Source organism: Bradyrhizobium sp. Mp27 (genome assembly GCF_029953005.1).
GTDB lineage: Bacteria > Pseudomonadota > Alphaproteobacteria > Rhizobiales > Xanthobacteraceae > Bradyrhizobium > Bradyrhizobium barranii.
Window position 1 is genome coordinate 1 of sequence record NZ_JASAUS010000202.1, and the last position, 10,308, is coordinate 10,308.

Here is a 10,308-nt window from a genome sequence, read left to right on the forward strand (position 1 = left end):
TGGTCATCGAGCTTCAACGCGAGATTCCCGAGGCCATGAAGCCGCGGCGCATCGCCATCGCGGGCGCAAGCGCCGGGCAGGTCAAGCAGATCGAAGGCAAGGCCGCCTGACAACCCGCGGCCTGGTTCCGATCGCCGCCGCGCGGGTGCTTCCGCGCGGCTACCTAATGCGTCTTATGATGGGTAGGAGCTTTAGCCATGCGGACGACGCCCGCACACGATAACGTCGTCGATTTAAATGCCCTTCTTCGCCCCGGCACGGTGTTCTCGCAGCCGCGCGAGGTCGTACGCCTCGGCGATCGCGTCCTGTCCAGCGTTACGCTCGCCGGACGGACTAAGGCGCCTGTTCATATCGACGAAATTCTGGAAGCGCTACGCGCGCTAGACGGGAACGGTCCGCGCAACCCGCCGGGCGGCAAGCCCATGCGTCTGCGCTCGGCCGAGCGTCGCGCGGCGGCGTGAGCGAGGGGGTCTGCAAGTGATTCGATGACTGACGTCACACAGTTGATTCCAGGTCGCTTCTATTGGGTCCTTGTGCGCTCGAGCACGAAACATCCCGAGTGGCAGCCGGCACGCTTCGGCGCTACCTGCCAAGGCGACGGCGCCAAGTGGGACTTCATCGGCTTCAATAGCGAGGTCGGTCATCTTTTCGTCGAGGTCGTCGACATCGGCTCAGAAATACTGTCTTTCTAAACGCTCGCGTTAAGATGCCTAGGCAGCCAAGCGACAGCGCAGCTATCGATCCACTGCGCGGATTCCCTGTTTCTGTACAACCGCTGCGGCCCTGCCCTTTCTGCGGCGGTTCGGAGGTTTGGATCAACAGCGACATCGATCCAAAATTCGTAGTATGTAAGAAATGTTCGGCTTTCGGCCCCAATGCGCCGACCGTTAGGCAGGCGGCCGAGCATTGGAACAAACGCACCGCCCCCTAAAGCGAAGACAACCTCTGGCTAGTCAATCAGCGGTCGAACGACCGGGCTTGGAGCGCGCCGCTGTGCCGAGGGGATCATCTCGGCCACCGCTCCCGGCAACTCGGCCCCATCCGAGCGCTCCTTCGGCGCGGTCACCGCGCTTCCAGCATCAGTGATTTCGTAGAAAAGAGATCCCACCGGCAAGATCTCAGTCTGGGGGCCGATTTGCTTGGGAAGCGGCCGGATCTCATCCGGTGCCCGTATCCCTAGCCGGAGACCTCCGGCGCTATTTGACCGGTTCACGGCTAAGGGCACGCGCCTGCATTTCTTCCGAGCAACGAACGTTCAGTTCGGCGATGCGCATCAAAGATCCTCCCGGAGACCTTTGAAGAACGGATCGGCGGACTTGACGCGATACTTGATCTCGGCAAGCAGCCTCGGCTCGACCCAGATGCCCCGGTGCGCGATCCGCTTGGCATAGGGCTGTGACGCAGGTCCTCGCCGCCAACCGCAAGGATGTCGAAGGCGTAGAGTTGCACTTCGTTATCCGGCCGGCGCGAGGGGAGGGCGTTGAAGTCCGATGCGCCGTCGACGCCGAGCACCACTGCCTCGCCGTCGATGACGAATTGCTGCTCGCGGTTCTTTAGCGCGGCCTTGACGATCCAAGGGAAGCGCCTAGTCCAGTCGTAGCCGTTGCGGGTGAACAGGCGCACGGTCTTCCCTGGCGCTCGACGCGCAGTCGATAGCCCTAATACTTGATTTCGTGGATCCAGTCGGGCCCGGCCGGCACCACCTTGGCGGCGGTCGGCAGGCAGAATTCGAACGCGGTACGCATAGGGCTGAGATAGGGGCGGGAGCGGATTTTTGAAGTCCTCATAGCCAGTCCCATTGTAGGAACTAAATTCGGCGCATCATTGGCGAACCACCAGAGGCGCCAGTATGGTCGAAAATGTTCGTGGAGACATGGCAGAGACGTCCGCGGTATTCGTCATCGGCGAACGGCATGTTCACCAATGGGACATGGGCATTTGTCGGGATGCCATCCATACATTTGAGCGGGGCGCCAGTTGATCGACCATCGCCGCGACGCCACGCGCCGTGCGCCGGTGAGTCAGCGGCGAGCTGGCTCGTGCCGCGCCACATTGCGCTGCTTGTCAACCTGATGCTCGACACAGGCACCAAGCCCGAGGAGCTGCAGCCATGAGCGACCAGACTTACCACGTCATCATGGCAGTGCTCTTTGTCCTCGTGAGCGGCGGCTATTTCTTGGAAGCAATGCGCCAGCTCGACCTCGATGCCTGCGGCGCGAACGACTTCCGCTATGCGCAGGTTCTCGCTGAAAAGCTCATAGGCTGGGCCCTCATCACGGCGTTATTCGCGTGGCTGTGGCTCTGAACCAGACGCCCGCTGAAAATGCCCGCGCAGGGGCAGCGCGAGCTGCATGTCGAAACGTCTTGTGGCGTTGGCGGCGATGAAGTCTTGCAGCGCAGACGAGATCTCGGCCTCCGTGTCGGCTGCGCGCTGGGCCAGCGCGTCGGCGACTTCGGAAGTCGCATCCCGCGAGCACCCCTCGACGGGGTTGAAGGATACAATCCGGACCGGATAGGCGTACTGGCCCGAAGTCGAAATCGGAGGTCGGTTGCATCAGCTTTCTAGGGTCAGGTGGTTGCAAGGGAGGTCTTTTTTCGGGTAAACGGGGGTCAGGTTAAGCGGCGAAACGGGGCGAATCTGCCGCGCTTCGTGGAACTTGGTCACACTTCAGCCCAGCTTGCATTGCTCGGCGACAAGGTTCGACCGCCGACTTCGGCACCCATGTGTGCGGCACATCAGTGGATTGCTCGCCGTTTAAAGCCACGACCCAAACGGAAAGCAGAAAGCAGAGGCTCATGCCCACAATCGCTTTGGTCGACGATGACAGCAACATTCTCACATCCGTCTCGATCGCGCTGGAGACGGAAGGCTACCGCATCATGACTTACACCGACGGCCCCTCCGCGCTCGACGGCTTCCGCACCACCCAGCCCGATCTTGCCATTCTCGACATCAAGATGCCGCGCATGGACGGCTTGGAAACGCTGCGCCGTCTCAGGCAGAAATCCGACCTGCCGGTGATCTTCCTGACCTCCAAGGACGAAGAGATCGACGAGCTGTTCGGCCTCAAGATGGGCGCCGACGACTTCATCCGCAAACCGTTCTCGCAGCGCCTGCTGGTCGAGCGCGTCAAGGCCGTGCTGCGCCGCTCGGCGCCGAAGGACCCGACCGTCGCGCCGAAGGAGAACAATGCCAAGGCGCTCGACCGCGGCCTGCTGCGCATGGACCCCGAACGGCATACCTGCACCTGGAAGAACGAGCCGGTGGCGCTGACCGTCACCGAATTCCTGATCCTCCAGGCGCTGGCGACCCGGCCCGGCGTGGTGAAGAGTCGCAACGCGCTGATGGACGCCGCCTATGATGACCAGGTCTATGTCGACGACCGCACCATCGACAGCCACATCAAGCGGCTGCGCAAGAAGTTCAAGGTGGTCGACAACGAGTTCGAGATGATCGAGACACTTTACGGCGTCGGCTACCGCTTCAAGGAAGCCTGAGGCTCACGCGCCTTCACGAAAGACTGAGAGCATGCCGGTTCTCGTTCCATCGGGACCGGGATGGCTCTAGCGATAGGAGATTTTGCAGGACGCCCTCGAGGTCAGTGTCAGCCTCATCCGTCTCGCGCCAGGCGCAACCGGCACGCGCGCCGAAGTCTTCAAGCACCAGATAGATGTCGCGGTCGAGGCGGTCAGCCGGCACGATCGAGGGCAAGGAACGCATACGCTACTCCGATTCAAGTGCGCAGAGACGGCCCCGGTTGACAGGGGTGTCAATGAGGTAGGCCGGGGCCGCTCCGCCAGCTCTGCCGGTGAGCAAGCGATGACTCAAAATTTCGGGCCCCCTTTTGGGTTCCTCTTCCCGAAACAACTACCGACCTGCCACCGGGAAACTTCGGTAGTGGCGCGTGGCGCAGCCCCGGTGCGTCCGAGTCAGGCATGCCTATCCCGGGCCGCCCCCAACGGTACGCCTTACAAACGTTATTGACGTAGATGAGAGCCTCCACAATATTCGCCGGATCCTGTTCGACGACGGTCGCGACGATCGCGATTTTACCGAGCAGGAGCAGCGGCTGCAGGAAGTGCTCGCGCATCTGCAAAGCGCGACCAACAGCGTCAAGAAAGGCGCCGAGCTGCTCGCCGACCTGATCAAGGCGCGCGGCTAGATCCATCACCAAAAGGAAATCTGAAACATGAAACCGCTTTTGCCGCGGCGCTCGCGCTCGCCTGTCTTGTCTCGAGCGCGGTCGCGGCCGAGATCTGCATTGCCTCGCAATACGGCGTCGGCGACGGCTACCACGGCCGCCGCACGGCGTCCGGTGCCAGGTTCAACACGTTCGCGCGGGCGCCGTTCACGGTCGCACACAAGACGCTGCCGTTTGGCCGCGGCGTGACGATCACCAATCTCGCCAACGGCCGCGCGATCTATGCGGTTGTGACCGATCGCGGGCCGTTCGTCCGTGGCCGCTGTGTCGATCTCGGCCGCGCCGGCGCCGATGCGCTCGGCATGGGCGGCACGGCCAAGGTCAGCGTGCAATGAGCGCCGATCGCTGTCCTTTGCAATGCGGGAGGCTTCTCCGCGCAGGAGATTCCTCAAAATGAAGTGACGGCTCAAAATTCAGTCCGACGAGAATGAAAATCTTGTGGCGCAATTGGCGGGAACAAGTGGCAATTCCACGGGTTTTCAATCCGTTCGTGTTGCATGGTTATGCGCCGGGGCAACGATGAAGAATAAGCTATCCGAGAAGTTGTCACACTTCGCTAGGATGGAGGCCTCCGCTCAGCAATTTTTCAAGGAGGCGACGGCCTGCCGCGAGGAGGCGACTCGGAGCCTCGACCAAGTCGATCGAGAAGGCTGGTTGAAGCTTGTGCACGAATGGACGGAGCTCGCGCTCGCGGCCGAGCGGGGCCAGATTTTCTGCCGGGATTAGCGATGGACGCATCCCGGCAGGACGTGTCGATTGCTGGATTGAGCCCCCGAGCACAGACTGCCTTGCGCCGCGCCTTGGCGGGCCGCACGGTCACGCGGGAGAACGTCCAGGCGCTGACGCAGCGCGACCTCTTTATGCTCGTGGGCGTTGGCCGGCGGACGTTGAACATTGTTAGTTGGGCGGCGGCGAACGGCCTGCGGTTTCCACGCGGGTAGCGAGGCGCAGGCTGAATTGCCGAAGATCATGCGCACCATAGCGGTCGGACGCGGTGCGCAAAACATATGGGAGTAGCGTATGCGTCCATTGCCCTCGATCGTGCCGGCCGACCGCCTCGACCGCAACATTGCTGAGTGCCGCGAACATGCTGATCACTACAAGAGGCTTTCTGACCACTACAAGAGACTTTCTTCCGCGAGTGGCATCTCCAAGGACCGCGCCGCCGCTCTGAAAAACATTGCCCGAACCTATGTTGGTTTGGCCGGCCAACTCGATAGACTGGCGTCCCTTGCGCGGAACGAGCAAAGGCAGGGTGCCGGCCTGCTTGCGCCGTCAGGCGACACCGCGCAAGGGCAGGGCCAACTGCATGTCAAGGTGCCGTGTGACGTTGGCGGTGATGCCACCGGGAAACTTCGGTAGTGGCGCGTGGCGCAGCCCCGGTGCGTCCCAGTCAGGCCTATCCAGGGCCGCCCCCACCGGTATACGCCTTACAAATGCTATTGACGAAACGACGTAGTCGGGAAAACTTGGCAAAACCGGCAAGCTAGCAGATTTCATTTCGAAAATTTGCAGTCCGGAAGTGAGGGCCGCCGGCGGCCGCGTCGCGCCAGCAGACAACTCCGAGCCGGCTTCTGCGGAGAAATTATCCGGGATGGCGCAAGGCCTTGGCGCTCGGTGCCGCCGCGCTCTGGGTGGGGCCCCGGCGTTTGCGCGCCAGCTTCGCCTTCTCGCGCTCGGCTATCTTGATCAAGCGTTCTGCCTCCGCGCGAAGCACCTCGGCGCGCCTAACAAGCTGCGCAGCAGCCGCGCGCAGCTCCTTGATGCGAAGTTCGCGGAACTCCTGAGGCGTCGGTGCGCACTTGCCCGACAGAGCGCCAGAAACCAGTCGCCCGCGCGTTATTTGGGACTTGAGGGCCTTGGTGTTAGGCGAAGGGCTCTGGCGCATGGGCGGGGCGCTCCTTGCGGGTTCGGTGGGCTGCGCCACCGTCGCGACGTTCCAGTCGGCTTCGCCTTAGGTCACGTTATCGTAATGGTGCAGGGGTAGCGCCAGGTGCACGCCGACCTTGCGGCCGAGCTGAGCACTGAAATGCTGAGCGTGCCACAGGTTTGTAACTACGCCCGCCCGTTGAAGGCCTATATTGTTCTCCCCCAACCACACGGTGAATTCACGGCGGAACGCGCCGTCATCAATTACCGAAAATTCCCGGTTTTGGCACAATCTGCATAGACGCCAATTCTAACCGGACGCATGCTTATCCCTTCTAGGTTGTGGAGGGTGAACCATGATCGAGCGGCTTATTCAAGCGGGCATTGTCGCGGTAGGCACCATCAACACCGGCCTAATCGTCTGGCTAATCCTGTCGCTTTGAGACCGGGCTTAGGTCAACGTTGCTTCCTTTTCCCCAACAACCAAGCACGATATGCAAATCACTACAGGTTGCATGAGCAGGGGGCGCTTATGGATTGGGCGGAACGAACTTATCGGTTCGGCTTTGTTGCGCTGTCGATCTTCAGTGCTTTGGGGTTGGTATGGATGATTCTATCGCTGTGACCCGTGCTACGCGGGGCGTTGGCCCGTATCGTGCGGTTAGGTCTTGGTGCGTGTCGCTCGCTTGGATTGCGCTTCTCGCGTTTGTTGCTTACGCAATCGCTAAGCTGCCCTGGTGACGCCTTAAGCAACGCGGGGCAATGCAGCCGCTCAACCCAACGGCCTTTGTGCTCAGCGACCAGCACCGTTGCCAATAAAACCCAGCCGACAATATGACAGCAGTCATAGAACCGTACCTCGTAGTGCCTTCGCCCCGAGTGAGAAACCCCTCACGGCGCGTTTTTTTGTGCTCGAAGTGACCGAGTAACAGGTGGGGTTGATTTAACGCGTGGGCGGGCCGCGCTGCAAATCCTGGCAGGGGCTTGTTTCATTCAAACCGGCGACATCGCCGGATGCGCGCGATTCTTGATCTTGATCCATTCGCCTGTGCGCGGTCGCTAGCGCCGTTCCCGATGTTTGGAAACGAGGCTCTCGAGGCCCATCTCGCAAGCGGCCGTGAACAGATCGGGACCGATCGCGCTTGGCTCGAATGGCGCGACGAAGATGCCTTCCATGGCCGCGCAGCAACTTGCCGAGTTCGGCCTTGCGCTCGAATAGCGGCAGCTGGCGCAGATCGTCGTCGGCGAGGCCGATCAGGTCGAAGGCGTAGAGCTCAGCGCGTCGAAATCCGAGACGCCGCGGAGGTCGAGAACGACGATTTCGCCGTCGATCGCGAAATGCGCCTGGCACATCTTGCGCGCGGTCTCGGTGATGAAGGGATACCGCCAGGTCCAGTCGAGGCCGGCCTTGGACTCGAGCCGGACGCGATCGCCGGCGCGCACCAGGCGGGCGCGGTATCCGTCATATTGATTTTGTGGATCCAGTTGGGGCCGGATGGCACGGCCTGGACGGCCTTGGGAACGCAAAACTCAAAGGGTCGCATGGGGCGCAGATAAGCATCGCCGGCGCCGTTTCAACGCGCCGGCGGCCGCAGGCTAGGGCGCCTCGGCGGCCTCGAGCTCGGCGACCAGGCGGCGCACTTTCGCCGGCGTCAGCAGCGGCAGCAGCAGCTCGACCGCGCGCGGGATCTCGAGCGGCTCGACCTGGCGCAGCATCTTGCGGAAATGCTGCGGCGTGATCCCGACCAGGCGCGCAAAGGCCTGTTGCGAGATCTCGAGCCGCGTCAGGTGGGCGCGGCATTGGTCGGGTGTCATCACGGCGAAACCCGCCAGACGTTGCGGCCGTAGTAAGTGCCGACAATGCGCTGGCGGATCTGGTCGTCAGTTGTCATGGTCTTGAACTCCTCGGGGCGGTTCATTTTGTCACCAGTACGTAGCCTTTGGCCAAGGTCTTGAGCGAAATCTGCGTTCGGCGCGGCTTGGCCAGAGCGTTCCCGAGCACGTCGGTCAGGGTTTCCACACGCACCTTGTCGCCGGTCACTTCGATGATCCGGATTGTGCGATGCTCCTGCTCGCCGCCGTCCAAGCCGTCGAAATATGTATCCCGGTAAATCTGCCCGACCTCGACCATGTGGTTGCCCTCGGTTGTTGCCGGGAGGCGCGCCCCGTCGTTCGCGTTGTCTAGCGCATTATGCGCTATCTGTCTACACGTCACGTGTGCGAGTTGTGGGATACCAGCGCGGCGTGCGTTTCGCTGTGCGAAATTCGGGAATAGTTCGGTAATTTTGCCCGACGTGCGGCGACATCGGCCGACTTTGTCGGCATCCGTTCTAAGCGAGACGTGTACTAACAAAATTTCGCGGGCGGCTTAAGCTTTAGAATTGCTTGGGTTTTTGGCCTGTAAAAATGGCGATCCCAGCAGGACTCGAACCTGCAACCCGCGGAGTAGAAACACGCCGGACGCAGATCGATTATCCGCGACGACGCAAAGCCTTAGGCCGGCGCGTCGCCGCGCTCCGGGGTTTTCTCCGGGATTCGCGCGTCAGCTTCGCTTCCTCGCGCTCGGCTATTTTGAGTAATCGCTTTGCCTCCACGCGGAGCGCCTCCGCACGGCGAACAAGCCGATCAGCGGCCGCGCGCAGCTCCTTGATGCGAAACTTGCGGATCTCGCTAGACGTCGCTGCGAGCTTGCCCGACAGATCGCCAGAAACCGGCCGCCGACGCCTTATTCCGCCAGGGAAAATTGCTAACTGCGCGCCGCAAGGTCGCCCTCATCACGAGGTCGATTTTCCATGGAACCAGCATCCATTCGCTACAAAAACCCGGCGCTATGTGGGGTAGCACCCTCGCCATCAAATGGGGGGCAAGCATGCTGTCACGCTCAACGACGGCAAGGGGCAGGGCAACAATATCACGGTTTTCCCCACCAAATGCGTCAAGTGTTGGGACACTTGATCTCGACCAAGCCGTCCGCGCCGACCAAGCCGTCGGGGCTGGCTCCAGCCTGGTCAATCTTCGGATGGGATACGAACGCAACCTGCTCGACCGTCACGCGCTGGTAGAACTCATCTCTTCGTCGTCGGGTGCGCGTGGCGACGGCGGCGTCGCGGCGCGCATGAACTGCTTTCCCCATGGCGTCAGCACAAACTCGTTGAAATTGCGCACGCCCGTCTGTTTGCCGCGATCCATGATGGCTTCGCCCACGCGTGTCGGCTGCTCGGAGGCCATTCCGAGCTGGACCAGACGGCTGAGCATGGTGTGGCCGTTGTCAGGGTAGGTCAGGCCGTCCGGAAGGTCGAGTTTCTCGATCGGCCCAGGGTCCTTCGGTCGCGTCGGCCGCACCTTCATCGCTCGCCCGCCTGGTGCAGGTTCGAAACGCTTTTATTTGCGGGCCAGCAGGTCTTCACTGGACGGCATCAGCTTCACGTAAGTCCCGCTCTCGTGCAGCTGGAGCCAACCGCGCTCGATCGCGTGTTTGAGCCCGGCGCCGAACTCGCTGCCACTGCCCTTCAGCTTGAACAAGAAGGGCGCGTTGATCCTCTCGATATAGATGCGGCCGTCCTGGACAGCCTCGACGCTCGCTGCGAGCTCGACGAGCTTGCGCGCGGCCGTCTCCGGATCTGCATAGGGTCGTTCTTCGGTGTGCTTCATCGGCGTGTCCCATTGGCCGCCTGCGCGGCGGTGATGTGCGCGCGGTGCGGGTAGCTCTCCGCGGGTTTCCAGCTGTCGCATGTCGTCCCGCAGACGCAGCGCATCAGCGTGCTCCGGATCTCGCTATCGAGCTTCTCGCCGCGGGCGCGCTTGGCCGCAACCGCGGCCCGCCAGTCGCGATCGCGGCGCCATTCGTCGAAGGCGCTCTCCGGGACGCTCGGCTGCGTCTCCGACCATGCGATCTCGAAGGCCTCGCGCGCGGCTTCGAAGGTGGCGGCAATGCCACTCCGCCATCTGCCTGGCTCCATGGCGGGGTAGAAGCCCATCGACCAAGCCCATTGATCGGCGTGCACAGGCACGCCGGCGCGCACGCCGATGGTGCCGATGCGGACGTCGCCGGAATAGATGTGCCAGGTCTCCTCGTGCGGATTGTCGGAGCGGCGACGGGTGAGGGCGGTGTTATTGATCATGACGAAGGCGCTCATCGGATGCCGAGCCAGCCGCTGGTGCTTGCCGGTGGGACCCGGCCCGGACCCAATAGGTTGGTCAATAGGCTGCCCAGGAGCCGCCGTACCGATGCACAGCG

General features: G+C 62.2%; 15 protein-coding genes and 4 pseudogenes. 8 read left to right on the forward strand and 11 right to left on the reverse strand.

The window, feature by feature from the left end; all coding sequences use genetic code 11:
• From QJT78_RS44745 to QJT78_RS44755, 3 genes and pseudogenes are all read left to right on the forward strand, one after another.
• A pseudogene (locus tag QJT78_RS44745) lies at window positions 1–110 on the forward strand (heat-shock protein); the annotation flags it as partial.
• Window positions 111–197: 87 nt separating this feature from the next.
• Entirely contained in the window at window positions 198–461 is a 264-nt protein-coding gene (locus QJT78_RS44750) for a hypothetical protein (RefSeq protein WP_063711536.1), read from the forward strand.
• A 24-nt stretch (window positions 462–485) separates the two neighbouring features.
• Window positions 486–692 carry a hypothetical protein gene (locus QJT78_RS44755; RefSeq protein WP_038945834.1) on the forward strand — a complete coding sequence of 69 codons (207 nt, stop codon included), beginning with the start codon at window positions 486–488 and terminating at the stop codon, window positions 690–692.
• A 706-nt stretch (window positions 693–1,398) separates the two neighbouring features.
• Here QJT78_RS44755 and QJT78_RS44760 read toward each other — a convergent pair.
• A pseudogene (locus tag QJT78_RS44760) lies at window positions 1,399–1,745 on the reverse strand (DNA ligase); the annotation flags it as partial.
• A 365-nt stretch (window positions 1,746–2,110) separates the two neighbouring features.
• Between QJT78_RS44760 and QJT78_RS44765 the strand changes: the two are divergent.
• Window positions 2,111–2,305: a hypothetical protein gene (locus QJT78_RS44765; RefSeq protein ID WP_028154574.1), complete on the forward strand. Its 195-nt coding sequence runs from the start codon at window positions 2,111–2,113 to the stop codon at window positions 2,303–2,305.
• Here QJT78_RS44765 and QJT78_RS44770 read toward each other — a convergent pair.
• A pseudogene (locus QJT78_RS44770) lies at window positions 2,282–2,530 on the reverse strand (hypothetical protein); the annotation flags it as partial. The gene QJT78_RS44765 and the pseudogene QJT78_RS44770 overlap by 24 nt on opposite strands.
• Window positions 2,531–2,796: 266 nt before the next feature.
• Between QJT78_RS44770 and QJT78_RS44775 the strand changes: the two are divergent.
• The gene (locus tag QJT78_RS44775) at window positions 2,797–3,498 is read left to right on the forward strand and encodes a response regulator transcription factor (protein ID WP_248888827.1); all 702 of its coding nucleotides are present in this window, start codon (window positions 2,797–2,799) and stop codon (window positions 3,496–3,498) included.
• 13 nt (window positions 3,499–3,511) lie between these two features.
• On the opposite strand, the gene QJT78_RS44780 is transcribed toward QJT78_RS44775, so the two are convergent.
• A complete protein-coding gene (locus QJT78_RS44780) occupies window positions 3,512–3,721 on the reverse strand; it encodes a hypothetical protein (RefSeq protein WP_049808059.1) in 210 nt (69 codons plus the stop codon).
• A gap of 184 nt (window positions 3,722–3,905) precedes the next feature.
• Between QJT78_RS44780 and QJT78_RS44785 the strand changes: the two genes are divergently transcribed.
• The 3 genes from QJT78_RS44785 to QJT78_RS44795 all read left to right on the forward strand — a co-directional run bounded on the left by QJT78_RS44785 (window position 3,906) and on the right by QJT78_RS44795 (window position 5,564).
• Window positions 3,906–4,163 (forward strand): hypothetical protein, encoded by a 258-nt coding sequence (locus QJT78_RS44785; RefSeq protein ID WP_155258305.1) that lies wholly within the window; start codon window positions 3,906–3,908, stop codon window positions 4,161–4,163.
• 98 nt (window positions 4,164–4,261) lie between these two features.
• Window positions 4,262–4,537 carry a septal ring lytic transglycosylase RlpA family protein gene (locus tag QJT78_RS44790; RefSeq protein ID WP_240537832.1) on the forward strand — a complete coding sequence of 92 codons (276 nt, stop codon included), beginning with the start codon at window positions 4,262–4,264 and terminating at the stop codon, window positions 4,535–4,537.
• A 685-nt stretch (window positions 4,538–5,222) separates the two neighbouring features.
• A complete protein-coding gene (locus QJT78_RS44795; protein WP_244433314.1) occupies window positions 5,223–5,564 on the forward strand; it encodes a hypothetical protein in 342 nt (113 codons plus the stop codon).
• 223 nt (window positions 5,565–5,787) lie between these two features.
• Here the strand turns inward: QJT78_RS44795 and QJT78_RS44800 are convergent, their stop codons facing one another.
• The 8 genes and pseudogenes from QJT78_RS44800 to QJT78_RS44835 form a co-directional block, all read right to left on the reverse strand.
• On the reverse strand, window positions 5,788–6,090 hold the full coding sequence (locus QJT78_RS44800; protein WP_028154336.1) for a hypothetical protein: 303 nt from the start codon (window positions 6,088–6,090) through the stop codon (window positions 5,788–5,790).
• 1,235 nt (window positions 6,091–7,325) lie between these two features.
• Window positions 7,326–7,514, reverse strand: a complete 189-nt coding sequence (locus tag QJT78_RS44805; RefSeq protein ID WP_063629913.1) for a hypothetical protein — start codon at window positions 7,512–7,514, stop codon at window positions 7,326–7,328.
• A 153-nt stretch (window positions 7,515–7,667) separates the two neighbouring features.
• Window positions 7,668–7,889 carry a hypothetical protein gene (locus QJT78_RS44810; protein WP_155258246.1) on the reverse strand — a complete coding sequence of 74 codons (222 nt, stop codon included), beginning with the start codon at window positions 7,887–7,889 and terminating at the stop codon, window positions 7,668–7,670.
• 97 nt (window positions 7,890–7,986) lie between these two features.
• Complete coding sequence (locus QJT78_RS44815; RefSeq protein ID WP_028154333.1) at window positions 7,987–8,202, reverse strand: hypothetical protein; 216 nt, start codon at window positions 8,200–8,202, stop codon at window positions 7,987–7,989.
• 807 nt (window positions 8,203–9,009) lie between these two features.
• Window positions 9,010–9,117, reverse strand: a pseudogene (locus tag QJT78_RS44820) (YqaJ viral recombinase family protein); the annotation flags it as partial.
• 2 nt (window positions 9,118–9,119) lie between these two features.
• The gene (locus QJT78_RS44825) at window positions 9,120–9,419 is read right to left on the reverse strand and encodes a hypothetical protein (RefSeq protein WP_028154332.1); all 300 of its coding nucleotides are present in this window, start codon (window positions 9,417–9,419) and stop codon (window positions 9,120–9,122) included.
• Between the two features lie 33 nt (window positions 9,420–9,452).
• Window positions 9,453–9,722 carry a hypothetical protein gene (locus tag QJT78_RS44830; protein WP_028154331.1) on the reverse strand — a complete coding sequence of 90 codons (270 nt, stop codon included), beginning with the start codon at window positions 9,720–9,722 and terminating at the stop codon, window positions 9,453–9,455.
• Complete coding sequence (locus tag QJT78_RS44835) at window positions 9,719–10,192, reverse strand: hypothetical protein (RefSeq protein WP_240537904.1); 474 nt, start codon at window positions 10,190–10,192, stop codon at window positions 9,719–9,721. Before QJT78_RS44835 ends, QJT78_RS44830 begins: the two co-directional genes overlap by 4 nt.
• Between the last annotated feature and the right edge of the window lie 116 nt (window positions 10,193–10,308).

Bases quoted from the DNA above. Each gene is read 5' to 3' on its own strand.
- QJT78_RS44750 (WP_063711536.1), top strand. From the start codon at position 198: ATGCGGACGACGCCCGCACACGATAACGTCGTCGATTTAAATGCCCTT.
- QJT78_RS44755 (WP_038945834.1), top strand. From the start codon at position 486: ATGACTGACGTCACACAGTTGATTCCAGGTCGCTTCTATTGGGTCCTT.
- QJT78_RS44765 (WP_028154574.1), top strand. From the start codon at position 2,111: ATGAGCGACCAGACTTACCACGTCATCATGGCAGTGCTCTTTGTCCTC.
- QJT78_RS44775 (WP_248888827.1), top strand. From the start codon at position 2,797: ATGCCCACAATCGCTTTGGTCGACGATGACAGCAACATTCTCACATCC.
- QJT78_RS44780 (WP_049808059.1), bottom strand. From the start codon at position 3,721: ATGCGTTCCTTGCCCTCGATCGTGCCGGCTGACCGCCTCGACCGCGAC.
- QJT78_RS44795 (WP_244433314.1), top strand. From the start codon at position 5,223: ATGCGTCCATTGCCCTCGATCGTGCCGGCCGACCGCCTCGACCGCAAC.
- QJT78_RS44800 (WP_028154336.1), bottom strand. From the start codon at position 6,090: ATGCGCCAGAGCCCTTCGCCTAACACCAAGGCCCTCAAGTCCCAAATA.
- QJT78_RS44815 (WP_028154333.1), bottom strand. From the start codon at position 8,202: ATGGTCGAGGTCGGGCAGATTTACCGGGATACATATTTCGACGGCTTG.
- QJT78_RS44825 (WP_028154332.1), bottom strand. From the start codon at position 9,419: ATGAAGGTGCGGCCGACGCGACCGAAGGACCCTGGGCCGATCGAGAAA.
- QJT78_RS44830 (WP_028154331.1), bottom strand. From the start codon at position 9,722: ATGAAGCACACCGAAGAACGACCCTATGCAGATCCGGAGACGGCCGCG.
- QJT78_RS44835 (WP_240537904.1), bottom strand. From the start codon at position 10,192: ATGATCAATAACACCGCCCTCACCCGTCGCCGCTCCGACAATCCGCAC.